Source organism: Methylobacterium sp. J-088, from assembly GCF_022829295.1.
Taxonomy (GTDB): domain Bacteria; phylum Pseudomonadota; class Alphaproteobacteria; order Rhizobiales; family Beijerinckiaceae; genus Methylobacterium.
In genome coordinates, this window is record NZ_JAKSYH010000246.1 from 1 (window position 1) to 23,976 (window position 23,976).

The window sequence follows — 23,976 nt, forward strand, 5'->3', positions numbered from 1 at the left end:
TCATCTGGCACATCGGCAACCGGCACATTCCGGCCGAGATCGGTGCGGACGCAATCTGGATCGCCGACGATCACGTACTCGCTGCGATGGTGAGGGGCCTCGGCGGCACCGCGGTCCACGTGGAGCGGCCCTTCCAACCCGAAGGTGGCGCCTACGCGGGCGGTCACGAGCATGGCCACCACGACCATTCCCATGCTGGTAGTTGAAATGCCGGACGCGCTCCGACTGATGGCTTGGCTGTCGCCGGGCTATCCGGTCGGCGCCTATGCATATTCGCATGGCCTGGAATGGGCCGCCGAAGCCGGCGACATCCGTGACGAGGCGAGTCTCCTGAGCTGGCTGGGGGATGTCTGCGCGTACGGATCGCTGCGCAACGACCTCATTCTGGCGCGCCATGCCCATCGGGCCGCGCACGCTGAGGATGGAAACGCGCTGTCCTCGCTCAACGATCTCGCCCTGGCTTTGGCCCCGTCTCGTGAGCTGCATCTGGAGACGAGTCAGCAGGGCCGCAGCTTCCTGGACGCGACCCTCGGGGCGTGGCCCTGCCCATCCCTGTCGGCCGTGGCCCCTCACCTGTCGGGCCCGGTCGCCTATCCCGTAGCGGTCGGCGCTTCCGCCGGAGCGCACGGCTTGGCACCCGAGGCTACGCTCGCCGCCTATGGGCTCGCCTTCATGCAGAACCTCGTCTCGGCGGCCCTACGGGCGGCACCGGTCGGTCAAACGGCCGGCACACGGATCATCGCAGCCCTTGCTCCGCGCTTAGTCGCATTGGCGATCCGGGCCAAGGACGCGGATCTCGATGCTCTCGGCGCGGCAACGATCCGCCTCGATCTCGGCTCCTTCCGTCACGAGACCCAGTATTCCCGCATCTTCCGATCTTGAGCGCGCAGCATGACCCCATCGAACGGACCACTTCGCGTCGGAATCGGCGGTCCTGTCGGATCCGGTAAGACCGCCCTTATGGAGCAGCTCTGCAAGCGCTTTCGAGACCGCTACGAGATCTGCGCGATCACCAATGACATCTATACCAAGGAGGATGCGCGGATCCTCACCGTGGCGGGCGCGCTTCCGGAGGAACGCATCCTCGGCGTTGAGACCGGCGGCTGTCCGCACACGGCGATCCGCGAGGACGCCTCCATCAACCTCGCCGCCGTGGCCGAGATGAGTCGGCGCTTTCCGAAGCTCGATCTGGTCCTCATCGAATCCGGCGGCGACAACCTCGCGGCGACCTTCTCGCCGGAACTTGCCGATATCACCCTCTATGTGATCGACGTCGCTGGGGGCGAGAAAATTCCGCGCAAGGGCGGTCCCGGCATCACGCGGTCTGACTTGCTGATCGTCAACAAGACCGACCTCGCGCCGTTGGTCGGAGCGGACCTGTCGGTCATGGAGGCTGATACGCAGCGGATGCGGGGGACGCGGCCCTACGTGTTCGCGTCCCTGCGCGAAGGAACTGGCGCCGACAGAGTCGCGCGTTTCATCGAGGAAGCGGGTGGGTTGGGAGCGGGCCGCTAGTGCATCGATCCAGACGGAGGCGTCAGCAGAGTCTGGAAAAATTTATGCAAAACCGAAGAACTAGTGCTCACTCGCATGAACGAGGTGAATGCGTCAGAGCACTAGCGACCCGCCTGAGCGGAGCGCGACCGTACCGCATGGGCCGTTGGCACGCCCATCAACCCATCCAGGCGGCTCATGCGGGCGTCGAAGTCGCGGAGCACAGTGTCGCGCGTTTTGAGGGCGGCGTTAGGCGGAGGCTTGATCGGTCCCCGTGCCGGCTGGGCTTCGGCGACCGGGGCGACGAGACAAGCAATCAGGGTAAGCAGGGTCAGCGTGCGGGCCATGGGTGACGTGCCTCACCATCTGCCGTGTCTGAGACGGGTCTCAAATCCATAAGCGCGGCCAAACCGTAGCCGTGTGCGGCAGCACACGATTCGGTGATTGATGCTGTCCGCGCGCTGCGACTGACAGCCAATGAAGACTGATCCAACCCGAATTATCAGGCACTTTTGGATAGTATAGCGCATACAAAATATGCAGCGTCTCTCCGTTAAATTTTTGATCGGTATCCTTATAGGCTTTTTATTGCTGAGCCAGGTCTAGTTTTCGTCTTTGGGCTCCCGCTTCTCCTGCCTTGATTGGTCTCGAGTGTTCCGGCCACCTCGGCTCGATGGCGCTGATCATCTAGGCAGACCTGGGGATCGTAAGCGCGAAATTCGGCGATGAGCATCGCGCTTCTCACTGCTCTGGTCCGCTTCGCGCTGGCGATTGGCTTCCATACGCGTCAGTCGTGAGATGGGCCTGGAGCCAGGGACCGCGTGAAGGCTCGGCGTCAGCGGTTTTCCTGGCGCGCCGTCAGCCAGGACGCGACCAGCACCGCCGCGCTCACAAGGCCGACAAGCATGGTCGAAGCCGCGTTGATCTCCGGGTTCACGCCGAGCCGGACGCGGCTGTAGAGGCGCATCGGCAGCGTCGTCGAGCCTGGACCCGAGACGAAGCTTGCGATGACCAGATCGTCAAGCGACAGGGTGAAGGCGAGGAGCGCCCCGGCCACCAGGGCCGGCGCAAGCAGCGGCAGGGTGATGGTCATCAGCACCTGCATCGGCCCAGCGCCGAGGTCGGCCGCGGCCTCCTCCAGTGACCGGTCGAGGCCGCGCAGGCGCGCCGCCACCACTACGGCCACGAACCCGGTACAGAAGGTGGCGTGCGCGATCACGATGGTGAGCAGGCTGCGGTCGAGACCGATGCCGATGAACATCAGCAGGAGCGACAGGCCGATCATCACCTCCGGCATGACGATCGGTCCGAGAACGAGGCCGGTGAAAAGGGCCCTGCCCCGGAAGCGGCGCTGCCGCTCCAGCACCAGCGCGGCCAGTGTGCCGAGCAGAGTCGCGATCAAGCTCGCCAGAACCGCGACCTTCAGCGACACCCAGGCCGAGGCGAGCAGCGGCGCGTCGGACAGCAGTTCAACGTACCAACGGGTCGAGAATCCCCCCCACACGGTGACCAGCGGCGAGGCGTTGAACGAGTAGCCGATCAACACCAAAATCGGCGCGTAGAGGAAGATGAGCCCGGCCATCAAGGCGGTGCGCGTCACCCAGGTCACGAACCCTCCTCGCCTGCCTGCAGGCTGTCGCGGAACAGCACGACCGGGACGATCACGATGGCGAGGATCAGGACGGCGACCGCGGAGGCCAGCGGCCAATCCCGGTTCGAAAAGAACTCGGTCCACAGCACACGGCCGAGCATCAGGGTCTCCGAGCTGCCGAGGAGATCCGGGATGATGAACTCGCCCACCATGGGGATGAAGCACAGGCCGGCACCGGCCACGATACCCGGCACGCTGAGTGGCAGCGTCACGCTCCAGAACACCCGCGTCGGCGAGGCGCCGAGATCCGCGGCGGCGTCTCGGAGGGTGGGATCGAGACGGTTCATCACCGCGTAGAGCGGCAGCACCATGAAAGGCAGATAGGCGTAGACGAGGCCGATCATCACCGCCGCGTCGGTGTTCAGGATTGTCAGCGGCGCGCTGATCAGTCCGAGCCGGAGCAGAATGAGGTTAAGGAGTCCTTCGGACTTCAGGATCGCGATCCAAGCGTAGACGCGGATCAGGAAGCTCGTCCAGAACGGGACGACCACGAGCGCGACCAGCAAGGGCTGCCAGCGCGATGGCGCCCGCGCCAGTGCGTAGGCCAGCGGCGTGCCGGTCGCCACGAGGATGGCGCTTGCGAGCGCCGCATAGCCCAGGGAGCCGAGGGCGGCGTCGCGGTAGAACGGGTCGGCATAGAGGGTAGCGTAATTGTCGAGGTTCAGGGCTTCGAGGAAACTCGACCAACCGTCGAGGCCACCGTGCCAGTCGAGGACCGGCAGGTAGGGCGGTATGGCGGTCGCCGGCTCCGACAGGCTGATCTTGAGCGTGATCGCGAAGGGCAGAAAAAAGAAGATGGTCAGCCACAGGAAGGGCGGCAGGCGAAGCAGCCGATCGAACACAGGGCGCCGCAATTCCCTCATGCCGGAAGGATCATCGTTGCCTTGACTGCGAAGCTAACGTGGGTCTCCGACCCTGACGGTATAGGCGCGTTGGTCGAGCGCGTGCTCGCCCGCAAGGGGGATCCGTCCGGCAGGCGCAGGGTGGAGCGCAGGCGATCGCCCAGGAAGGTCGTCTCGGTGACCGTGACCGGGAGGCCCTCAGCGCCGAGCACCAGGTCCTCCGGGCGCACCGCCACCACCACGGCGGCACCCTTGGCCAAAGAAGCCGCCACGATCCCTTGGATCGGACCATGCGCGGTCTCAACGAAACGGTCGTCCCCGGATCCGTGCGGGCCGAGGCGCCCGGGTATCAGGTTCACGTCGCCCAGGAGGCCTGCGACGTAGCGGTTGGCCGGCCGCCTGTAGAGCTCGGCCGGCGGCCCGATCTGGACCAGCCGTCCGGCCTCCATGACGCCGATCCGATCGGCAAGCATCATCGCCTCTTCGGGATCGTGCGTTACGACCACGAAGGCGGTCCCGAGGCGACGCTGCACGGCGCGCAGTTCGCCCTGGGTTTCCTCGCGCAGGCCCCGGTCGAGGGCACCGAGGGGCTCGTCGAGGAGCAGAAGCTTCGGTTCTCGCGCGAGCGCCCGAGCCAGGGCGACACGCTGCCGCTGGCCGCCTGAAAGCGTCTCGGGACGGCGTCCGCCGAAGCCTTCGAGGCGCACGAGGCGCAGAAGATCTGCCACCCGCGCAGCGACAGCGGCCTTACCGATTCCCTTGAGGCCGTAAGCGATATTGTCCGCCACGCTCATATGCGGGAACAGCGCGTAGGACTGGAACATCATGTTCACCGGGCGCCGATGCGGCGGCAGCCCGGAGAGATCTTGGTCGCCCAGCTGGATCCGGCCGGCACTCGGCCGCTCGAATCCTGCGATGAGGCGCAGGAGGGTGCTCTTGCCGCAGCCGGATGGCCCGAGCAGGCAGAAGAACTCGCCGGGTTCCAGCGTGAGCGTTACGTCATCGACGGCCCGGTCGTGGCCAAAATCCTTGGTCAGGCCGTCCAGGACTAATCGCGGCGGCGGGCTCGACAAGAGATCAGGAATCCTCGCGCAGCGCTTCGGCAACGCGCGCTTCGAGCAGATCGGGCCTGCGCAGAACGAGCGCGCCGCGGGTTCTGTCGACCAAGCCCTCGGCGGCCATCGCGGTAAATTCGCGGGTGACCTGCTCACGTCGGCAGCCGATCCGCGCCGCCAGCACGTGATGGTAGGGCGGCGGCGAGACCACCCGCTCGCCCGAGGTGCCCGACCGGGGCACCGAGAGGCGCAGCAGCTCGGCATAGAGGCGGTGCTTCAGGTCGAGCAACGCGTGTTCCATCAGCCGCGTGTTCAGCTCGCGCACGCGCTTGGCCAGCAGGCGGAATAGACGATCGGCGATGGCCTCCGAGGCGAACACCATCTGCCGGAACACCGAAGCTGGCACCACGCAGACCTCGCCGCGGGTCAGCGCCGTCACGTTGGCGGAACGGCCGATCCCGTCGATGGCGGCCAACTCGCCGAAGAACGCGCCGCCCCGCATCTCGCCGAGGATCACCTCCTTGCCGGATTGGGTCCGATTGAGGATGCGGACCTCGCCGGAGGCGATGAAATAGACGTCGGTCGAGATGTCGTCGAAGTCGACCAGGACTTCGTTCTCGTCGAAGCGGCGCCAGTGGCAGCGGGACTCGTACGCGCTGAGCTCGATTCCCGGATCCTTGAAGAAGGGTATCGTCCCCAGCCGCGCCATCAATCCGGTTCCCTCAACGCCAGTCCGGCCTTCATTCCTGCCCGAACGGGTGCCGGCCGCAGATCTGGGGACGAAGGCAGCCCGGGCACCGCCGCAATGGCGCTCAGCCCTCGGGCCGAGGGGATCGTGACCGTCACGGGCTGGCCGGTCAAGCCGGCCTCGGGTGAACAGGAGTTTATTAGCGTGGATCAGGATATTTGAGCTACACGCCGAAGCCGCCGCAGCGGGCGGTGCCGATTCATCGTGCCTTGTCGATCACACGTCTCAATCCTGGCGCGATCTGGTTCGCCCCGCACAACCAGGCTAACCGGCAACAAGACACGCTGGCGCTACCCTTCGAGCGATCCGGGCGAAGCCTCCATTCCGGTCGATACGCCACTGTCCGGGTTTGTCCGGCACCGGTGGGTCACGGCATCGTCTTCCGCCGCCGTCTGAAGGATGGACGCACCATCGACGTGCCGGCTCTCTGGCAGTACCGCGAATCGCAGCCCCTGTCCTTGGCACTCCGGCGCGAGGGCATCCTCGTTCGTACGATCGAGCACCTCCTGGCATCGCTGAGTGCCCTCCAGATCGACAATGCGCTGGTCGAGATCGACGCCGACGAGTTGCCGATCTTCGACGGCAGCGCCACGCCCTGGTGCGAGGCGATCCGCGCAGCGGGGCGACGCGAGCAGCCACACGGCTGCCGGGCCATTCGGGTGCCGCGCGCCGTGTCGGTCAGGAGTGGGCGGCGGCATATCCGGATCGAACCCGGCACCGGCCTCCACGTCACGGGACATATCGAGCTGGCGTATATCGGGGGCCTCGACTGGTCCGGCGCGATCACGCCCGAGACGTTCGAGCGGGAGATCGCACCGTCGCGGAGTTTCGGCCGATACGTGCGCGCCATGGCGGGGCGGGCCTTCGGCTACGTGACGGGCCGGGATTTCTTGCAGGGCGTCTCGACCGCCTCCGCCGCGCTCCTGATCCGCGATCGGGTGCTCGGCGGCCTACGCATCCCGGACGAACCCGTGCGTCATCGCGTGCTCGACCTCGTCGGTGACCTCGCTCTGACGGGCCATTGGGTCGAGGGCAAAGTCACTGCCTGCCACACCGGGCATGAGTTGAATCACGCCCTCGTGGCGGCGCTGATGCTGGACCGGGCAGCCTGGGAGCTGGCCTGAGGCCGGGGGGCTGGTGAGCCTTCGGCGGTCAGGCCGAGGCGCGCTGCGGCACGTCGCACGCGCTGGCGACAGCCGCGAAGGCGCGCACGAGATCGCCGTCGAGCTTCGCCCCCATGGACTTGAGGATCGCATAGGCCTCCCGAGCCGGTTTCGGAGCCTTGTAGGGCCGCGCCTCGATCAGCGCCGCGAAGATGTCGGCGATCGTGATCAGACGCACGAGGTCTGGGATCTCCTGACCGCAAAGGCCATCCGGGTAACCCGACCCGTCGAGGTACTCATGATGCGAGCGAACGACCGCCAGGGTCAGGGGATCGTAATTCCCGTTCACCAGCATCGCGTGGCCGATGGCGGGGTGGCGATCCATTTCCCGCCGCTCCTCGGGCGTCAGCGGCGCCGGCTTGTTCAGGATGGCGCGCGGGATCTTCGCCTTACCGATATCGTGGAGCAGCGCGCCTTTGACCAGATGGCGCGAATCAGACTCGTTGAGACCCAGCGTCCGCGCGAATTCCGCAGCCAGTCCGGCCACACTCAGGCAATGGCGATGCGTGTTGTCGTCGAAGCTCGCGACCACCGCGAGCCAGTCGCGGATCTTAGTCTCGCGGATCGCCTGATTGACGAGCGCGGCGCCTGATTCGACCGTCGCCGCGCTCGGCGGTCCGTCGGCGCGGAAGATGCTGGCAAAGACCTCCCGGGCTGCCGCGGCCTGTTCATTCAGATTGATGCGCTTTGTTGGCTGCGCCGCGCCGACCGCCGTCAGGCCGGCGACCGTATTCAGCAGCAGGGCATGCGCTGCGGAGGCCGGCAGAACCCGGGTCGCACCCAGAGCGGTAGCCTGGATCTCGCCGCGACCGAGATTGCCGTGGACGAGCGCCAGGAACGGCGTATCTGGGCTGCGCGCGACCGTAAGGGCCTGGCGCAGGCGACGAACGGACTCGGAGGTCAGCGCGCTGACGTCGCTGATGATCAGACCGGATCCCGCAGGCGGTGCGTCATCGCCGTAGAGGTCATGCAGCAAAACGCCCGCATCGGCGCCGAGATTGCGGGCCAATCGTTCGCCGCGGCCCAAATCGTCGGTCAGGATCAGAGTCCGACGCAAGACTTGATTCCTTTCAATCCCGGGCCAAGCCCGAATCGGTCAGATCAGGGCAGGACCAACCAAAGCATGCAATGGCGCTGCGGTCTGCTGCTATGTCCGACACCATACCTGCGATGGGCTCTGAATTGTGAAACTGGCTCGATGAAAGACCTTGCTTCGGGAGTGATGCGATTCCGTTAAAAGGCTGCCCCCTCGAAGCAGCTTTCAGCGACGAGGTCATTTTCCAGACCGTTTGCGGCGCTGCACGCGGTACGGCCAGTGGCGGGAGCTTGCCTCTCTGCCTCCGGACAGCCAGAACGCCGCCATGCTGCGCGTCAACGACCTCACCTACCGCTTCGGCGACCGCCTGATCCTCGATGCCGCGAGCTTCACGATCCCGGAGGGCGCGCGCGTCGGCCTCGTCGGGCGCAATGGCGCCGGCAAGACCACGCTGTTCAAGGCGATTCTCGGCGACCTTCCGGTGGACGCGAAATCGGTCTCGTTGCCCAAGGGCATGCGGATCGGTGCGGTCGCCCAGGAGGCCCCGGCCGGCCCGGAGACGCTGCATGCGGTGGTGCTCGCCGCCGACACCGAGCGCGCCCGGCTGATGGCGGAGGCGGAGACCGCCGATGGTCTCCGCCGCGCCGAGATCGAAACGCGGCTCGTCGATATCGGCGCTCACTCGGCGCCAGCCCGCGCCGCTGCGATCCTGCATGGCCTCGGGTTCGATGCCGCCGCGCAGGGCCGGCCCTGCGCGGATTTCTCGGGCGGCTGGCGAATGCGAGTGGCGCTGGCTGCCGTACTGTTCTCCGAGCCGGACTTACTGCTCCTCGACGAGCCGACCAACTACCTCGATATCGAGGGCACGCTGTGGCTCTACGACTACCTCGAGCGCTACCCGCGCACCGCGATCATCATCAGCCACGACCGGGACCTGCTCGACACCAGCGTCGACCACATCCTGCATCTCGACCGGGGCAAGCTGACGATCTACCGCGGCGGCTATACGAGCTTCGCCAAGCAGCTCTCCGAGAAGCGCGTGCTCCAGGCCAAGGCAAAGGCCAAGCAGGATGTCGAGCGGGCGCACCTGCAGAGCTTCATCGACCGGTTCAAGGCCAAGGCCACCAAGGCGCGCCAAGCGCAGTCGCGGATGAAGCGCCTCGCCAAGATGGAGCCGATCGCGGCTTTGCTCGACGACGACGTGCCGGTGATCCACCTGCCGAGCCCCGAGAAGCCGCTGTCGCCGCCGATCGTCGCGATGGAGCGGGTGAAGGCCGGCTATGGCGACCGGATCGTGCTGACGGGCCTCGATCTCAGCCTGGCCCCGGACGACCGGGTGGCGCTGCTCGGTGCCAACGGCAACGGCAAGTCGACATTCTGCAAGCTGATCGGTGGACGTCTCGGGCCGGTCGCCGGCGAGGTAAAGCGCTCTTCCAAGATGGAGGTCGCCTATTTCGCCCAGCACCAACTCGATGAGCTGCGCCCCTCCGAGAGCGCCTATGCGCATGTTCGGACCCTGATGCCCGACGTGCCCGAGGCGAAGGTTCGCTCCGCCACCGCCCGGCTCGGCTTCGGCGCCAACAAAGCGGACACGCCGGTCGAGAAGCTTTCGGGCGGCGAGAAGGCGCGGCTGCTGATGGGGCTGGCGGCCTTCCATGGACCGCATCTGTTGATCCTCGACGAGCCCACCAACCACCTCGATATCGAGAGCCGGCAGGCGCTGGTCGAGGCCATCAACGACTACGAGGGGGCCGTCATCCTTGTCTCGCACGACCGCTTCCTCGTGGAGGCCTGCGCAGACCGGCTGTGGCTGGTGGCCGACGGCACCGTGAAGACCTTCGACGGCGACATGGACGATTACCGCCGCCTCGTTCTGGCGGGCCCGGACCGGGACGACGAGCGGGAGGCGGAGCCCGCCGGCGGCCAGAAGGCCGAAGCACGCCGGGCGGGGGTCGAGCGCCGCGCCGCCCTAGCACCGCTGCGTAAGCGACTCGAAGCCATCGAGGCGCGCATGGCGAAGTTGACCGCTGCCATTCAGAAGATCGATGCGGCCCTGGAGGATGGTTCTGCCTTCCGGGAGAATGCCGCCAAGGCCGGCGAGATCGCCAAGATGCGTGCGGACGCGGCCAGCGCGCTCGCTGCCGCCGAGGAGGAATGGCTGGTGGTCAGCAGCGAGATCGAGGCGGCGTGAGCGCTGGCTACGTACAGGAATCCAGCGCGCGCTCGAGAATGTCGACGCCCAGGTCGATCTCAACGTCTGTGGCGGTGAGCGGCGGCGCGATGCGGAACACGCCGCCCATGCCGGGCAATTGAACGATGTTCATGCTGAGGCCGAATTCCAGGCAGCGCCGGGTGATGGCGTCGCCAAGTTCCGGCGCTGGAGCCTTCGTGGCCCGGTCCGCTACGATCTCGACACCTTGAAGCAGTCCGCGGCCGCGCACGTCCCCAATGCAGGCGAAGTGTTGCTGGAGGGCGCGCAACCGTGTGGCGAGCCGGGCGCCAGCTTCTTCAGCCCGCGCAACCAATCCGTCCCGCGTGACGATCTCCAGCACCTTCAGACCCACCGCCGCCGGGAGCGGGTCGGAGACGTGTGTGGTGTAGAAGAGGAAGCCGCGCGCGTGGCAGAGATCCTCGATTGCCGGCGTGGTCAGGACGGCCGCGAGCGGCAGGCCGGCGCCCAGCGTCTTCGAGAGTGTCAGGATATCGGGCACCACGCCGTCGCGCTCGCAGGCGAACATCAGTCCCGTGCGACCAATCCCCGTTTGGGCCTCGTCAAGGATCAGCAGCATGCCGCGCTCGGTGCATTTACCCTTCAGTGCGGCGAGGTAGCCCGGCGGCAGGTCGATGATGCCGCCTGAGCTCAGGATCGGCTCTGCGAGAAAGGCCGCGAGGTTGCCGGTCGATTGCCGATCGATCAACGCGAACGCGTAATCGAGTTCGGCCCGCCAGTCGGGCACGCCGTCCTTCTCGAAGGCCGGGCGATAGGCGTTCGGCGCCGGGATCGCGAAGGACCCGGTCGGGGCCGGGCCGTAGCCTTTCCGGCCGGCGCTGTAGGTCGCCGACGCCGCCCCCGCGGTCATTCCGTGCCAAGACTGGGCGAAGCTCACCACCTCCCAGCCGCCCGTGGCAAGCTTGGCCATGCGGAGGGCGGCCTCGTTGGCCTCGGCCCCGGTGGTCAGCAACAGGGCCCGTTCGAGTTCGCCGGGCGCGAGTCGGGCCAATTTGGTGGCGAGGTCGACAACAGGCCGGGTCAGCATCTCGCTGAACAGATGGTCGAGCCGGCCAATGTGATCCGCAACCACGGCGGCGATCTCGGGATGGCCATGGCCCAGGATCGCGCTCATCTGGCCGGAGGTGAAATCGAGTATTTTTCGGCCGTCGGCGTCGTAGACGAAGCTGCCTTCCGCGCGCTCGATGATCAACGGCGCGAAGGCCCCGCCGTAACGGATCAGGTGTCGGCGCGCCCGTGCCCAGAAATCCGGATCGTCGTTCCGCGTCATGGCTGCTCCTTCTCGCTGCCGGCCATGTTAGGGGAGTCGTGGATCGCCAAGCAGCTTATAGTTTTGGAGGGAGCATTCAGCGGCGCTGATGACACGCAGCCTCGACATCGACCTCCTGCGCAGCTTCGCCAGCGTGGCCGAGACGGGCGCGCTCAGCCGAGCGGCGAGCCGAATCGGCCGGAGCCAAGCTGCGCTCAGCATGCAGATGAAGCGGCTGGAGGATCTCGTCGGCCAGCCGCTCGTGACGCGGACCGGCCGCGGCGCCGTGCCGACCGTGCAGGGCGAGCGCTTTCTGATCCACGCCTGCCGCATCCTGTCGTCGCACGACGAGGCCCTGGCGGAATTTTCCGACGGGAGCTTGAGCGGGACGCTCACTTCGGCTGCCCGGACGACGACGCGCAAGCCTTCCTGTCGACCCTGCTGCGCGGTTTCGCACAACACCACCCGGCGGCGGCGATCGAGGTGATCTGCGGATCGACGCCCCGTCTCCAGGCGTAGTTCGATCGCGGCGGCCTCGACCTCGCCCTCGTGTCGGTCCCGCTCGCGGCCGATCGAGCGATCCTGCGGTGCGAAAATCTCGTCTGGGTGGTGCCACGCGACCAGTCAGGTCTCTGGACTGATCCCGTCCCGCTGGCGCTGGGCGATCCCGATACCCTCGACCACCGGGCCGCCGTCGCCGCCCTCGACCGCGCCGGACGCGGCTACCGCATCGCCTACGCGAGCGGCAGCCGGTCCAGACTTCTGGCCGTGGTGCGCTCCGGCCAGGCCGTCGCGGTGCTGACCCGTTCCGCGGTCCCGGCCGATTTGCGGATCCTCATAGCCGCCAGCGGTTTACCGCCGCTGGCGCGAATCGGTATAACGATCTGGATCGAGGAGCGGCATGCCTCGCCCCTGGCACGCGCTTTCGCTCGGCATGCCAGAGAAATCCTTCCGGCTCTGTGAGGCCGCGTCGATCAACCCTCCTCAGGCGGACGGTGGACCGGTTTACTCAATCCATGCGCCTCGTCCCCGATGCGATCGTTCGGCCAGAATAGAAGGATCTCTTCGTTGTCCACGGGAATCCAATTGATGTGCGTGTCCGGGTGAGTGTCGCTGAAGGCCTTGTAATTCTCCGTGTCACAAAGCAGGTAGATATTTTTTTCAAGTATGGTCTGCTCTTTGATGGTCGATCCTTTGCGCGTCTCGGGCTTGACGTTCGTGTCCGCCATCGTGAGGCCGCGAAACTTCCGGTCCGGCACATCCGGAAAAGCCGCACTCCACGCCGCCATGACCCGCGGATTATCGTATTGCACGATCGTGTCGGCCCCGACCTTCCTGGTCGGGCTGTGTTCGAGCCGAACATCCTCGATCCAATTCCGGTTCGACGCACTGACCGCCTTGGCGGGCTCCGGCGAAACGACAGGCGCTGTCACGACGGCCGCAGCGGCCTCCGTGATCTGGGAGGCGTGGACGTATCGTGTCTCGAACTCCGCTGTGCTGACCGCTTGCGTCTTCGTGTTTGCCAGCGACAGCATGGCGTCGGCAGTTCCCGGCGCCAGCGTGTAGGTCGGCCGCGGATCGATTGCCTTGGGCTGAACCGGCGCAACGGCTTTCAATGATGCCAACGCGGCCGCATCGTCCGGCTGAGATTTCTGCGCGGCTGCTGCGACCGCGGCCGTCGACGGTACGTAATCCATGTCCCATTCCCCCACCCGCAGAGCCAATCGGAAACTAGCAACCTCCCCGCTTGAGCTTGTCTTATTGATTGTCGTTGGGCCATAAGGATATAAACTTGAGCATATATTGGACTTTCGCCAATATATCTTCCAGTGTTGTTTCTGCGCGCGGCACATGCCGATGATGTCGCGTCACGTATCGATCTTTAGGTCGCGGCGTCGGCAACGGAAGAATTCGTTTTCGGATCCGCGTACCGAACACTGGCTGGCCTTCGTTCAGGAAGGCGCAGATAGATATTTCGACCCACGGTAAGAGACCGGCCGATGGCGCTGGCCTGCGGGCCGATGCGATGCCGCTATCGTTGCACGAGAATTGGGCGGACGAGCATTGATGCCTCGACCATCAGCAACCCTGCGGCCATCATGTCCGCGGGCAGCGCATCTTGGAGCTTCATGCTCCAAGTTCGTAATGTTACGCCTGACTGCTTGCATGTCAACGATGTGACGCGTCCTAAAAACACTGTCCGAACAAGATTTTCTGCGGAAGCGGCGAGTAATTTTTCTTGACCATGACCAAGCTACGGGCCTAGCAGCTTGGACGAGTACATTCCTGATCGGTGCCGTGTCGAAGCACCATCAGGTACAATCGTTCGTTATTTCATTTCGGCTGGTTTTCCCGTTGCGGATGCAGCACGTCCGGTCAGGCCCGAATGACCTGCGCCGGCGGCTTCCGCCTGCGGCCGAGACCGAGCACGAGGAGGCACCCCAGTCCCGAAAGGACGACCAGGGGGAGGAGCCCCAGCGGATAGCTGCCGGTTGCGTCCTTGATGACGCCGAGCATGTAGGTCCCGACGAAACCGCCTATATTCCCGATCGCATTGATCTGCGCGATGCCGGCCGCGGCGGCCCCGGCCGAAAGCCATTCCGTGGACAGCGCCCAGAACGGCCCCTTCACCGTATAGGTCGCAGTCACCGCGAGGCTCAGAATCAGGATCGTGGGCAGCAGCTGCGTCGTGGCGATCGCGGCGGCAAGGCTCAGTGCCAGCAATCCCAGGGGGAGCGCCGTGTGCCACACCCGCTCGCGGTTCCGGTCCGAGGAGCGGCCCCACAGGATCATCAGGGCCGAGGCCACGCCAAACGGGATCGAGTTCAGCAGGCCAGTCTGCAGGTTGGTCAACCCGAAGGATTTGATGATCTGCGGCTGCCACAACGACAGGCACTGGCTGGCCCCTGAGGCACCGGCATAGATCAGCGAAGCGGCGAGCACGTAACGGTTGCGCATGACCTGCCAGACCGAGAGGTGCCGCGCCGGCGCAGCCTCACCCAGCACCACGGAGGCGCGTTCGGCGGCGAGCCTCTCCTGAAGCCACGCGCTCTGCTGGGGCGTCAGCCACCGTGCCGAGCCGGGGCCATCGGGCAACAGGAAGAAGGCCGCGAAGCCGAGCAGAACCGCCGGCACCGCCTCCAGGATGAACAGCCATTGCCAGCCGCGCAGACCCAGCATGCCGTCGGTGTCGAGGATCGCGGCTGAGATTGGCGAGCCGAGGAAGCTGGAGATCGGGATCGCCACCATGAAGACGGCCACGATCCGCCCCCGATAGGCGCGCGGGAACCAGTAGGTCAGGTACAGGATCACGCCCGGAAAGAAGCCGGCCTCCGAGGCACCTAGGAGAAGGCGCACCGCGTAGAAGGAATACGGCCCGACCACGAACGCCATGCAGGCTGAGACCAATCCCCAGGTGATCATGATCCGGGCGATCCAGATCCGGGCGCCGAACCGTTCCATGGCGAGATTGCTCGGCACCTCGCACAACACGTACGACACGTAGAACAGGCCACCGCCAAGCCCGAACTGTGCGGCCGAAAGCCCGATATCGTGGTTCATCTGCAAGGCCGCAAAGCCGGCATTCACCCGGTCCACGAACGCCACGAAATAGGCGAGCATCAGGAATGGCAGGATGCGCCCGGTCACCCGACGCAGCGTCGCGCGCTCGATCTCCGGGATCGCCTCCGAAGGCTGCGTCGGGGCCATGCCTGTTCTCCTCGCGTCGTCGTTAGGCATGAGCGGGTCATTCCGCGCAGGCCAGCCGTGAACGGCGACAGCGTTGTGGGTCTGTCATTTCGTGGCATCCACCGAGGGATGAAAACGCCGAGGCTTCGCCAAGGATCTCAACCGACGGCTGCGGTTTGCCCACGGCGTACGGACATGCGAGAGAAGCGGCATGTTGACCGTCGATAGCCTTTGGCGCGCGCGGCACCGCCTCGCGCAGTTCGGGAAGAAACGGACCGGAGCGCCGCGGATCCTCGTCATCGGCGTGTGCCAAGCTGGCGCGATCGCGAAGGCGATGCGCTATCTGCTGCCCGATGCGCAGGTGGATTTCGTGTCGGCCTTCACGGCGGCACGGCGTTTTCCGCGGCTTGCCGACCTGATGGCGCATGCGGACGGGTACGACCACGTCTTCTCAAGCATTTACCTGCCGCGCTTCAAGGGCGGTGGCACGATCGACACCCTGCGAACCCATCCGAAGGTGCGGCTGATCCCGACGATCGTGTTCGGGGCCTACCACCCGGACCTGATCCATGTCGGCGTGCAGGACGCCGTGACGCTGAACGGCCTGATCTCCGGCCCGATGGGGCATTCGCATTCGGCGATCACGCTCTACGCCTACCTCGCCGGCTTCTCGCAGGCTCAGGCCCTGCGTCTGTTCTCCGAGGCGGTGTTCGAGCGCCTCGGCTACTTCGATCTCTGGGATGAATCGGTGGCCTACCTGCGGAGTTTGGGCCGGCAGGCGGATTACGACCTCGACACCCATCTGACTCGCTGGGCGCGGCGCGGGTGCTTCATGCACTCGATCAACCACACGAAACTGTTCGTCGTGTCCGATCTTGCCCGGGGTTTGCTGACCAAGGCCGGTATTCCGTTCGAGGAATGTGATCTTGATGCTTTCCTGCCGGACGATCTGGGCGGCCAGGGGAGCTGGCCGGTCTACCCCGAGATCGCGCAGCATTACGGCATTCCCGGCAGCGCCATGTTCTTTAAAGCTGAGACCCGGCGTTCCGGGCCGGCCCGCACGATGAGCCGCGCCGCGTTCGTGGCGGCCGCCTACGCCAATTATGATCGACGCGAGCGCAATCTTCTGGTGTCCCAACGCGTCCAAGGTTGGCGCAACGATGCGCCGACGGTCGACTTCCTGCGCGAGGCGGCAGGCCGCGGCGACGCTCCCACCCGGCCAGCGACGCGGGTTCCCTCGGTCAGCGCAGGTGGGTCCGGCAGCTTCGCCGGACACGCCTCGTAGCGCATCACGGCACGGGCGATCGCGAGGCGTCGGCCCGGCACTTCCCGCGTCCAGCGGCGTTGTCGCCCGACGCCTGAACCGGCGTGCCCGATATGAGGTGCCCGATGGACCTTCAGCCTCGGCGACGCAGCAGCCGCTCCGCAGCTGCGGCCGCCCTGACGCTTGCCGGCTCGGCTGCCGGTCTGTTCGCTTGGAGCCGGCTCCGCGTCGCCCAACGAATGCCCCTTCCGCCGGCGCTGCCGGGCCGTCGCGAAACGATCGCAACGCAGCGCGCCGGGGACCTCTCGTTCTACGCGTCGACCGAAGCCGAGGGCGTGCCGCTCCTGCTGATCCACTCGATCAACGCCGCAGCGAACGCCTACGAAGTCCGGCCGCTTTATCTGCATTTCCGGACGACGCGGCCGGTCTACGCCCTCGACCTCCCCGGCTTCGGTTTCTCTGAACGGTCGCGCCGCCGCTACACACCGCGGCTGATGGTGGAGGCGATCCACGCCATCGTGGCGGAGATCCGGCATCGCCACGGGGGCATCCCGGTCGACGCCATGGCACTGTCCCTGTCCGCCTCCTTCCTGGCGCGGGCGAGCCTGGAACGGTCCGATGCCTATCGCAGCCTCGCGCTCATCAGCCCCACGGGCTTCGACGGGCAACTTTCCGGCGATGGACCGCCGGATGGTCACCGCGGGCGCGACTGGCTGCTTAATCTCCTCGACCGGCCGCCCTTCGGCCGGCCGCTGTTCGATGTGCTGGTGACGCGGCCGAGCATGCGCTTCTTCCTGCAGAAGACCTTCGGCTCGAAGAAAATCGACGAGGCGCTCCTCGATTACGACTACGCTTCGGCCCACCAGCCCGGGGCGGAGCACGCACCGTTCTGCTTCGTGTCGGGCCACCTCTTCCCGACCGACACCACGCGCCTCTACGAGCGACTGCGCCTGCCGGTCTGGATGGTCCATGGCGAGCGCGGCGACTTCGTCGACTATCAGCACGAGACGCGCGTCGCTGGTCGTCCGAACTGGCGGATCGACACTTTGACGACCGGGGCGTTCCCGCATTTCGAGCGGCCCGGGACGGTCACGGCCGCCTACGAGTCGTTTCTCGCGAGCATCACGGGCGGTCTGGCGGATCGCCCGGCGTGATCCCGCCAGACGGCACAGGACGATGCGCATCACGTTTACCGGACCTGTCGGCACAAACGGTCGTGTCCCGTGCTCCCCGGCGGTGGACCCGCCGCAACACCACCCATAAGGTCGCGATCACCGCTCAAAACGACGCAAGTTCTGGACACCGATGATCGACCTGACCCTCGAAGCCGCCCGCACCATCGTCGATACGGCACTCCGGGAGGCCAGGACACGGAGCCTGAAGCCGCTGGCCGTCGTGGTCTACGACGCCCGCGGGGCGCTGAAATGCGTCTCGGTCGAGGACGGTACATCCCTGCGCCGGGCCGAGATCGCCTGCGGCAAGGCCAACGGCGCGCTGGCATTGGGCCTCGGCTCCCGGGCGATCCATGCCCGCGCCGAAGCGCAACCCTACTTCGTAGCGGCCGTGACCCATGTGGCTGGTCCCGCCGCGCTAGTGCCGGTGCCCGGCGGCGTCCTGATCCGTTCCGGTGAAGGCCGTCTTCTGGGCGCGGTCGGCATCTCGGGCGACACCTCAGACAACGACGAGATCTGTGCGGTCGCAGGCATCGAGGCGGCCGGCCTCGCGCCGGAGACCGGCGCCTGATCATGCGCCCGCGCCGACGCGACTGGCTTGCGGGCGCTGCCGTGCTCGCAACCGTGCGTCCGGCCGCAGCATCGGAGTCGATCTACCGCCGCGGCAACGATGCCGATCCCGAAACCCTGGATCCACACCGTTCCTCCACGGTGGCGGAAGCCCATATCCTGCGCGACCTCTGCGATGGGCTCCTTACCTACGACAACGAGGGCGCGATCATTCCGGGGGCCGCGCGGGCTTGGAGCGTCTCCGAGGACGGCCTGACGCTCAGGTTCGATCTCAATCCCGACGGACGCTGGTCGAACGGCGGACCGGTCACCGCTGCGGATTTCGTCTTTTCGCTGCGCCGGATCCTCGACCCGGCCACGGGGGCGAAATACGCCGAGATCCTGTTCCCCATCCGCAACGCCGCTTCGGTCAATCGCGGCGAGAAGCCGGTGGACGCCCTCGGCATCACCATGGAAGGCCCGCTCCAGCTCACGATCACACTCGAACAGCCGACACCCTATATCCTCGAACTCCTCACCCATCAGACCGCCGTGCCGGTGCATCGGGCCTCGGTGGAGCACTACGGCGAGACCTTCACCCGGCCGGGCAACCTCGTCACCAACGGGCTCTATCGGCTCACGGGGAACGTGCCGGGCGGCGCGGTCCAGCTGGAAGCCAATCCGCATCATCCCGACGCGGCGTCCGTCGCGATCCGGCGGGTCGACTTCGTGCCCACCTCCGACCTGGCGGCGGCCGTGCGCCGTTACGCTGCCGGAGAACTCGACTCCCTCGCCGACCTGCCCGCCGATCAGATCGGCGACTTGCGCCGCCGGTTCGGCACCCAGGTGGTGCTCGGACCTTCGCTCGGGCTCGCGGCCCTGGCGGTGAACACCCGCAAGGCGCCGTTCTCGGACCGGCGTGTCCGTCAGGCGCTGTCCCTCGTGATCGACCGGGAATATCTGGCCCTTGGGCTGAACGGCGGGACCATGAGTCCGGCCTATTCCCTGTGCCCGCTTGGTCTCGACAATTACCGGACGCCGCCCGAGACCCCGGGCCGCTCCGGCCTGCCGATCGACCATGAGGAACAGGCCCGCCGGCTGCTGGGCGAGGCCGGCTTCGGCCCGGACCGGCCCCTCACGGTGGAGTACCGGTTCAACGTCAGCGACAACAACCGCACCGTCGCGGTGGCGATCGGCGAGATGTGGCGCGACCTCGGGATCGTGACCCGCTACGTCTACACCGATGCCAAGACCCATTTCGCCTACCTGCGCGACGGAGGCGACTTCGACGTGGCGCGCATGAGCTGGATCGCCGACTATGCCGATCCGCAGAACTTCCTGTTCCTGCTCCAGACCGGGAACGACGGTTTCAATGCCGGCCACTGGTCTGATCCGGCCTACGACGCGCTCCTGGCACGGGCCGCCGCCGAGCGCGACCTCGCCCGCCGGGCCGGCCTGCTCTACGACGCGGAAGCGATCGCGCTGCGCGAACTGCCCTGGATCCCGCTGATGCACTACCGCTCGAAGGCGCTGATCGCGCCGCGGTTGCACGGCTATCACCCGAATGTCCGCAACGCGGCGCCGACGCGCTTCCTGAGGCTCGACGCGTGATCCGCTTCATCGTCCGCCGCCTTGCCCAATCGATACCGACGCTGCTCGCCGTCATCACCGTCAGCTTCTTCCTGATGCGGCTCGCGCCCGGCGGCCCGTTCGACTTGGAACGGCCCCTGGCACCGGGCGCGATGGAGAATCTGAGACGGGTCTACGGACTCGACCGGCCGCTGATCGTGCAGTTCGGCAGCTATCTCGCGTCACTCGCGCACGGCGATCTCGGGCCGTCCTTCTCGTTCCGGGACATGCCCGTGCTCGACTTGATCGCCCGGGGCCTGCCGGTCTCGGCGACGCTTGGGGGACTGGCTCTCCTGCTGGCGGCGGGGCTCGGCGTCGGGCTCGGGATCGCGGCGGCAATCCAGCGCGGCGGCGCGATCGACCGCCTCCTCGGCATCGGCGCGGCGCTGACCGTGTCGCTGCCGAGCTTCGTAGTCGCGCCACTCTTTCAGATCGCCTTCGGACTCACCTTACGCTGGCTGCCGCTGAGCGGCTGGGGCGATGGCGCGCCGAGCCATCTCGTCCTGCCGGTGATCACCCTGGCCCTGCCGCAGGTCGGCGCCCTGGCGCGGCTGACCCGGGCTTCGCTCGGCGAGGTGCTGCGCACGCAGCCGATCCGAACCATGCGCAGCCTCGGCCTGCCGCCGATGCGCGTCACCCGGCACGCGCTGCGGGGGGCACTTCTGCCCGTGGTCGCCTATCTCGGGCCGCTGGCCGCATCCCTGCTCACCGGATCCGTGGTGGTCGAGACGATCTTCGGCCTGCCCGGAATCGGCCGCTACTTCGTCGAAGGCGCGCTGAACCGCGACTACACCCTCGTCATGGGGACGGTGCTGCTGGTCGCCGGGCTGGTGATTACCCTCAATCTCTTGGCCGACCTCGCCTGCGCCTGGCTCGATCCGCGCCTGCGGGTCGCAACGTGACGGCAGCGCCGCGCCCGGCGAGCCGGATCCTCACCCGCCTCGTTCGGATGCGCAGCGCGCTGGCAGCCTTTGCCGTGCTGATCCTGATCGCACTCGCCTGTCTCGTAGGCCCCGGCTTGACCGGCCACGATCCGGACCGCACCTATCCGGACCTGCGCCAATTGCCGGCCGGTGTGGCAGCGCAGCCGGATGATGCCCATCTCGGTCCGGCGCTGGTACGCCTCGCTTTCCGGATGCGGGTTCGGCTCGAGGCGGTGGTGCGCGACCGCGATACCCTGCGTCTCACCCTCGGCTCCGACTCGGGCGTGGACCGGCGCAGCCTTGTCTACCTTCCGCGCTCCGGGCTGTTCGGCACCCCCACGATCGCGGAGGAGCGCGACGGCGGCCGCAGCCTCGTGGTGGCGGTGCCGATCCGGCGCCTGCATTTCCTGCTCGGCACCGACGTGCAGGGTCGCGACCTGCTCACCCGGTGCCTGACGGCTGGAAGGGTGTCCCTGGCGATCGGCCTCGCGGCCAGCCTCGTGGCCCTGCTGATCGGGGTCGCCTACGGCGCAACGGCGGGCTTCCTGGGCGGGGCGGTGGATGCTGCGATGATGCGGTTGGTGGATGTGCTGTACGCCCTCCCCTTCGTGTTCTTCGTCATCCTGCTGCTGGTATTCTTCCGCCCGAGCCTCACGCTGATGCTGGTGGCGATCGCGGCCGTGGAATGGCTCGACATGGCCCGCGTGGTCCGCGCCCAGACGCTGTCGCTGCGCGAGCGCGACTTCGTTCGCGCCGCTCAAGCGCTCGGCGTCGGGGCGCCTGGCATCATCGCGCGCCACATCGTGCCCAACACCCTCGGTCCGGTCGCGGTGACCGCGACCTTGCTGGTCCCACAGGTGATCCTGCTGGAGAGCTTCCTGTCGTTCCTTGGCCTCGGTGTGCAGGAGCCGCAGACGAGTTGGGGAGTCTTGGTCGCAGATGGCGCGCGTTCGATCGAGGCGGCGCCCCACATGCTGGCCGCCCCGGCCCTGTTCCTGATCGCCACACTGGTGGCGCTCAACCTGTTCGGCGACGGGCTCGCCGACGCGCTGGATCCGCGGGCCGGATAAGGGTTCAGGTCAGGGTCCGAATCGGAGAGCCGGCGAGCCAAGCCTCGATGTCGTCCACCGCCTGGGTGAAGTACGTCCGGTAATTGTCCCGCGTGACATAGCCGAGATGCGGCAGCGCCAACACGTTCGGCAGCCGGCGGAATGGGTCATCAGCGGGCAGCGGCTCGGTCTCGAACACGTCGAGGCCTGCGCCGGCGATCCAGCCCTCCTCGAGTGCCCGCAGCAAAGCCGCCTGATCGACGATCGGGGCCCGCGACGTGTTCACCAGATACGCGCTCTTCCGCATCCAGCGCAGCTCGGCCTCACCGAGGAGGCCGCGAGTCCGCTCGCCCAACACGAGGTGGATCGAGACGACATCGCTCGCCTCCAGCAGGGCTTCCTTCGAGGCCGCGCGCTCGACGCCGGCCACGGCTGCCCGGCCCTCGTCGAGGTTCGGGCTCCAGGCGATCACCCGCATGCCGAAGGCGCGCCCAATCGCGGCGACCCGTGTTCCGATCTTGCCGAGCCCCAGCAGGCCGAGTGTTGCCCCCGCGAGATCGGTCCCGAGGGTGCTCTGCCAGGGGCCGCCGGTGCGCAGCGCATGGCTTTCCTGAGTGACGTGGCGGGCAAGGCCCAGGATCAGCGCCCAGGTCAATTCGGTCGGCGGCGTCGGGCTCGAATCCGTTCCGCAAACTGTGATGCCCTGCGCCTTCGCCGCTGCGACATCGATCGCGAGGTTGCGAAGACCGCTCGTGACCAGCAGTTCGAGCCGCGGCAGCCGTTCGAGCAAAGCGGCCGGGAACGGTGTGCGCTCCCGCATGATCACCAAAATCTCGGCCTGATCGATCCGCGCGACCAGAGACTCGCGATCCGGGATAGGCTCCGAGATCGCGGAGACCGCGACCCGGTCGGCAAGGCGTGTCCAGTCAGCCAGCGGCAGGGCCACCTGCTGGTAATCGTCGAGGATCAGGCAGGTCCGCATGGCGATGGCGTAGGCCGCGTCTGACCAGGGGTCAATCGCGGCACGCTGCACGCTGGCCAGGGCTGCAAACGCCTCCGCGACTCCGGCGGCTCCGGGATCCTGCACCCCGGCGAGATCCCCGCTGGCGAGGTAGCTGGAGCGCCCGGCACCGGCTCGATCCATCCCGGCGGTGGCCTCGGCACCTGCGTGAGCCGCCTGGGCCGCCGCGCTGAGGTCGCCACCCTTCACAGCGTCGACAGCGGGGATCAGTGCATCGAGGAGCGTGCGGTCGCCCTGCTTGGCGCCGCCATAGCCCTGCACCCGGGCCACACCCAGCGCCAACGCATCCGGCCAAGCGGCGCCGTCGGCGAACGCAGCGGCGGCCGCAGCGAAGAAGATCGAGCCGAGCACGCCGCTCGATCCGCCGACCGCCCGGCCGATCCGCTCGGCCAGCGCTCGGCACAGGGCAGCGGGATCGGCCTGCGGCAGCCCTTCGAGATCGGCCAGCACGGCGCGAGCTGCGCCCGCGAAGGTCGTGCCGGCATCGCCGTCGCCGACCTTGGCGTCGAGGGCATTGAGCTTTGCCTCCGCGGCGATCAGGGCCCGCGCGACCGCGGCGATCCGGGCGCTCGTGACCGGATCCTGCGACGGTGTGAACGTCTCGCCAGCCAGCCCCTCCGGTATCGGGTGGAGGGTCGGCGGTACGATCCGTACCGCGCCGGGCCAAGCAGGCAGCGGCACCGGCGCGACCAGGGCGGCTTCGAGCGCATCATCCAGCGGCAGGACCGAGAGTGAAGCCCCGTGCATGTCGAGCGCCGTCATCAGCGGCGCGGGCCCGATCAGCAGGCGGACGCGCTTGCCAAGATCGGTGGCCAGCACCGCCCGGGTCAGAATCTGCATCTCAAGCGCGGAAGTGGAGCCGAGATTGTTCACGAGCAGCGCCAGCCGGTCGCCTGTCACAGTACCGGACAGGCGCCCGGCCACCCTCAGGGCTAGATGGTTGATCCCAGGGTTTGATGGTGCACTATTCACCTTGGAGGGGGGGGGTGCGTTATGGGCATAGTGCGTAGCGGCAGCGCCACAACGACGGGGGAAGTCAGTCGAGCGGTTCAGCATAGTAAAGCGAGCCTGAGAACGCTCTCGAAGCGCTACGGGATCAACCAGAAGAGCGTCGCCAAGTGGAAGAAGCGGACCTCGGTCGCCGACCAGCGCACGACGCCGAAGGATACGCATTCCACGGTGCTGTCACCAGAGGACGAGGCGGTGGTGGTCGC

At 67.0% G+C, this 23,976-nt stretch carries 21 protein-coding genes and 3 pseudogenes; 14 read left to right on the forward strand and 10 right to left on the reverse strand.

The window, feature by feature from the left end; translation table 11 throughout:
• The 3 genes and pseudogenes from MKK63_RS26170 to ureG form a co-directional block, all read left to right on the forward strand.
• Nucleotides 1-206: pseudogene (locus MKK63_RS26170) on the forward strand (urease accessory protein UreE); the annotation flags it as partial.
• Entirely contained in the window at nucleotides 193-882 is a 690-nt protein-coding gene (locus MKK63_RS26175; protein ID WP_244006801.1) for an urease accessory protein UreF, read from the forward strand. The pseudogene MKK63_RS26170 and the gene MKK63_RS26175, both read left to right, overlap by 14 nt.
• Before the next feature lie 9 nt (nucleotides 883-891).
• Nucleotides 892-1,515, forward strand: coding sequence for an urease accessory protein UreG (gene ureG / locus MKK63_RS26180; RefSeq protein ID WP_244006802.1), 624 nt, complete (start codon nucleotides 892-894; stop codon nucleotides 1,513-1,515).
• 814 nt (nucleotides 1,516-2,329) lie between these two features.
• Here the strand turns inward: ureG and MKK63_RS26185 are convergent.
• The 4 genes from MKK63_RS26185 to MKK63_RS26200 are packed head-to-tail and all read right to left on the reverse strand — an operon-like array spanning nucleotide 2,330 to nucleotide 5,751.
• Entirely contained in the window at nucleotides 2,330-3,103 is a 774-nt protein-coding gene (locus tag MKK63_RS26185; RefSeq protein ID WP_244006803.1) for an ABC transporter permease, read from the reverse strand.
• The gene (locus MKK63_RS26190) at nucleotides 3,100-4,008 is read right to left on the reverse strand and encodes an ABC transporter permease (protein WP_244006804.1); all 909 of its coding nucleotides are present in this window, start codon (nucleotides 4,006-4,008) and stop codon (nucleotides 3,100-3,102) included. Before MKK63_RS26190 ends, MKK63_RS26185 begins: the two co-directional genes overlap by 4 nt.
• Complete coding sequence (locus MKK63_RS26195) at nucleotides 4,005-5,060, reverse strand: ABC transporter ATP-binding protein (protein WP_244006805.1); 1,056 nt, start codon at nucleotides 5,058-5,060, stop codon at nucleotides 4,005-4,007. The genes MKK63_RS26190 and MKK63_RS26195 overlap by 4 nt, the downstream gene beginning before the upstream one ends.
• Before the next feature lie 4 nt (nucleotides 5,061-5,064).
• A complete protein-coding gene (locus MKK63_RS26200) occupies nucleotides 5,065-5,751 on the reverse strand; it encodes a Crp/Fnr family transcriptional regulator (protein ID WP_243920013.1) in 687 nt (228 codons plus the stop codon).
• Between the two features lie 278 nt (nucleotides 5,752-6,029).
• Here MKK63_RS26200 and MKK63_RS26205 point away from each other — a divergent pair, with 278 nt between their 5' ends.
• Nucleotides 6,030-6,914 (forward strand): UDP-3-O-acyl-N-acetylglucosamine deacetylase, encoded by an 885-nt coding sequence (locus tag MKK63_RS26205; RefSeq protein ID WP_409564564.1) that lies wholly within the window; start codon nucleotides 6,030-6,032, stop codon nucleotides 6,912-6,914.
• Nucleotides 6,915-6,942: 28 nt separating this feature from the next.
• Here MKK63_RS26205 and MKK63_RS26210 read toward each other — a convergent pair whose 3' ends face one another.
• Complete coding sequence (locus tag MKK63_RS26210) at nucleotides 6,943-8,010, reverse strand: HD-GYP domain-containing protein (protein WP_244006807.1); 1,068 nt, start codon at nucleotides 8,008-8,010, stop codon at nucleotides 6,943-6,945.
• Between the two features lie 304 nt (nucleotides 8,011-8,314).
• Here MKK63_RS26210 and MKK63_RS26215 point away from each other — a divergent pair, with 304 nt between their 5' ends.
• Entirely contained in the window at nucleotides 8,315-10,180 is a 1,866-nt protein-coding gene (locus MKK63_RS26215) for an ABC-F family ATP-binding cassette domain-containing protein (RefSeq protein ID WP_244006808.1), read from the forward strand.
• Nucleotides 10,181-10,187: 7 nt separating this feature from the next.
• On the opposite strand, the gene MKK63_RS26220 is transcribed toward MKK63_RS26215, so the two are convergent.
• Nucleotides 10,188-11,489 (reverse strand): aspartate aminotransferase family protein, encoded by a 1,302-nt coding sequence (locus MKK63_RS26220; RefSeq protein ID WP_244006809.1) that lies wholly within the window; start codon nucleotides 11,487-11,489, stop codon nucleotides 10,188-10,190.
• Between the two features lie 88 nt (nucleotides 11,490-11,577).
• On the opposite strand from MKK63_RS26220, the gene MKK63_RS26225 reads away from it, so the two are divergent.
• Complete coding sequence (locus MKK63_RS26225; RefSeq protein WP_244006810.1) at nucleotides 11,578-11,955, forward strand: LysR family transcriptional regulator; 378 nt, start codon at nucleotides 11,578-11,580, stop codon at nucleotides 11,953-11,955.
• Between the two features lie 62 nt (nucleotides 11,956-12,017).
• Nucleotides 12,018-12,431: a LysR substrate-binding domain-containing protein gene (locus tag MKK63_RS26230; RefSeq protein ID WP_244006811.1), complete on the forward strand. Its 414-nt coding sequence runs from the start codon at nucleotides 12,018-12,020 to the stop codon at nucleotides 12,429-12,431.
• An 11-nt stretch (nucleotides 12,432-12,442) separates the two neighbouring features.
• Here MKK63_RS26230 and MKK63_RS26235 read toward each other — a convergent pair whose 3' ends face one another.
• Nucleotides 12,443-13,165 (reverse strand): hypothetical protein, encoded by a 723-nt coding sequence (locus tag MKK63_RS26235; RefSeq protein WP_244006812.1) that lies wholly within the window; start codon nucleotides 13,163-13,165, stop codon nucleotides 12,443-12,445.
• 679 nt (nucleotides 13,166-13,844) lie between these two features.
• Nucleotides 13,845-15,176, reverse strand: coding sequence for an MFS transporter (locus MKK63_RS26240; RefSeq protein WP_244006813.1), 1,332 nt, complete (start codon nucleotides 15,174-15,176; stop codon nucleotides 13,845-13,847).
• A 190-nt stretch (nucleotides 15,177-15,366) separates the two neighbouring features.
• On the opposite strand from MKK63_RS26240, the gene MKK63_RS26245 reads away from it, so the two are divergent.
• The 6 genes from MKK63_RS26245 (at nucleotide 15,367) to MKK63_RS26270 (ending at nucleotide 21,762) form a co-directional block, all read left to right on the forward strand.
• Nucleotides 15,367-16,440 (forward strand): WcbI family polysaccharide biosynthesis putative acetyltransferase, encoded by a 1,074-nt coding sequence (locus MKK63_RS26245; RefSeq protein WP_244006814.1) that lies wholly within the window; start codon nucleotides 15,367-15,369, stop codon nucleotides 16,438-16,440.
• A gap of 104 nt (nucleotides 16,441-16,544) precedes the next feature.
• A complete protein-coding gene (locus MKK63_RS26250) occupies nucleotides 16,545-17,573 on the forward strand; it encodes an alpha/beta fold hydrolase (protein ID WP_244006815.1) in 1,029 nt (342 codons plus the stop codon).
• A 151-nt stretch (nucleotides 17,574-17,724) separates the two neighbouring features.
• The gene (locus MKK63_RS26255) at nucleotides 17,725-18,162 is read left to right on the forward strand and encodes a GlcG/HbpS family heme-binding protein (RefSeq protein WP_244006817.1); all 438 of its coding nucleotides are present in this window, start codon (nucleotides 17,725-17,727) and stop codon (nucleotides 18,160-18,162) included.
• A 2-nt stretch (nucleotides 18,163-18,164) separates the two neighbouring features.
• Nucleotides 18,165-19,751, forward strand: a complete 1,587-nt coding sequence (locus MKK63_RS26260; protein ID WP_244006818.1) for a peptide ABC transporter substrate-binding protein — start codon at nucleotides 18,165-18,167, stop codon at nucleotides 19,749-19,751.
• On the forward strand, nucleotides 19,748-20,671 hold the full coding sequence (locus MKK63_RS26265) for an ABC transporter permease (RefSeq protein WP_244006819.1): 924 nt from the start codon (nucleotides 19,748-19,750) through the stop codon (nucleotides 20,669-20,671). The genes MKK63_RS26260 and MKK63_RS26265 overlap by 4 nt, the downstream gene beginning before the upstream one ends.
• On the forward strand, nucleotides 20,668-21,762 hold the full coding sequence (locus MKK63_RS26270; RefSeq protein ID WP_409564563.1) for an ABC transporter permease: 1,095 nt from the start codon (nucleotides 20,668-20,670) through the stop codon (nucleotides 21,760-21,762). Before MKK63_RS26265 ends, MKK63_RS26270 begins: the two co-directional genes overlap by 4 nt.
• Before the next feature lie 4 nt (nucleotides 21,763-21,766).
• Here the strand turns inward: MKK63_RS26270 and MKK63_RS26275 are convergent, their stop codons facing one another.
• Both MKK63_RS26275 and MKK63_RS26280 read right to left on the reverse strand, forming a co-directional pair.
• The gene (locus MKK63_RS26275) at nucleotides 21,767-22,723 is read right to left on the reverse strand and encodes a D-2-hydroxyacid dehydrogenase family protein (protein ID WP_244006822.1); all 957 of its coding nucleotides are present in this window, start codon (nucleotides 22,721-22,723) and stop codon (nucleotides 21,767-21,769) included.
• A 66-nt stretch (nucleotides 22,724-22,789) separates the two neighbouring features.
• A pseudogene (locus MKK63_RS26280) lies at nucleotides 22,790-23,818 on the reverse strand (DAK2 domain-containing protein); the annotation flags it as partial.
• On the opposite strand from MKK63_RS26280, the pseudogene MKK63_RS26285 reads away from it, so the two are divergent.
• A pseudogene (locus MKK63_RS26285) lies at nucleotides 23,756-23,976 on the forward strand (IS481 family transposase); the annotation flags it as partial. The pseudogenes MKK63_RS26280 and MKK63_RS26285 overlap by 63 nt on opposite strands.

Coding starts and splice junctions, on each gene's coding strand:
- MKK63_RS26200 (WP_243920013.1), bottom strand. CDS start 5,751: ATGGCGCGGCTGGGGACGATACCCTTCTTCAAGGATCCGGGAATCGAG.
- ureG (WP_244006802.1), top strand. CDS start 892: ATGACCCCATCGAACGGACCACTTCGCGTCGGAATCGGCGGTCCTGTC.
- MKK63_RS26245 (WP_244006814.1), top strand. CDS start 15,367: ATGTTGACCGTCGATAGCCTTTGGCGCGCGCGGCACCGCCTCGCGCAG.
- MKK63_RS26215 (WP_244006808.1), top strand. CDS start 8,315: ATGCTGCGCGTCAACGACCTCACCTACCGCTTCGGCGACCGCCTGATC.
- MKK63_RS26255 (WP_244006817.1), top strand. CDS start 17,725: ATGATCGACCTGACCCTCGAAGCCGCCCGCACCATCGTCGATACGGCA.
- MKK63_RS26260 (WP_244006818.1), top strand. CDS start 18,165: ATGCGCCCGCGCCGACGCGACTGGCTTGCGGGCGCTGCCGTGCTCGCA.
- MKK63_RS26190 (WP_244006804.1), bottom strand. CDS start 4,008: ATGAGGGAATTGCGGCGCCCTGTGTTCGATCGGCTGCTTCGCCTGCCG.
- MKK63_RS26240 (WP_244006813.1), bottom strand. CDS start 15,176: ATGGCCCCGACGCAGCCTTCGGAGGCGATCCCGGAGATCGAGCGCGCG.
- MKK63_RS26250 (WP_244006815.1), top strand. CDS start 16,545: ATGGACCTTCAGCCTCGGCGACGCAGCAGCCGCTCCGCAGCTGCGGCC.
- MKK63_RS26275 (WP_244006822.1), bottom strand. CDS start 22,723: ATGCGGACCTGCCTGATCCTCGACGATTACCAGCAGGTGGCCCTGCCG.
- MKK63_RS26225 (WP_244006810.1), top strand. CDS start 11,578: ATGACACGCAGCCTCGACATCGACCTCCTGCGCAGCTTCGCCAGCGTG.
- MKK63_RS26220 (WP_244006809.1), bottom strand. CDS start 11,489: ATGACGCGGAACGACGATCCGGATTTCTGGGCACGGGCGCGCCGACAC.
- MKK63_RS26235 (WP_244006812.1), bottom strand. CDS start 13,165: ATGGATTACGTACCGTCGACGGCCGCGGTCGCAGCAGCCGCGCAGAAA.
- MKK63_RS26175 (WP_244006801.1), top strand. CDS start 193: ATGCTGGTAGTTGAAATGCCGGACGCGCTCCGACTGATGGCTTGGCTG.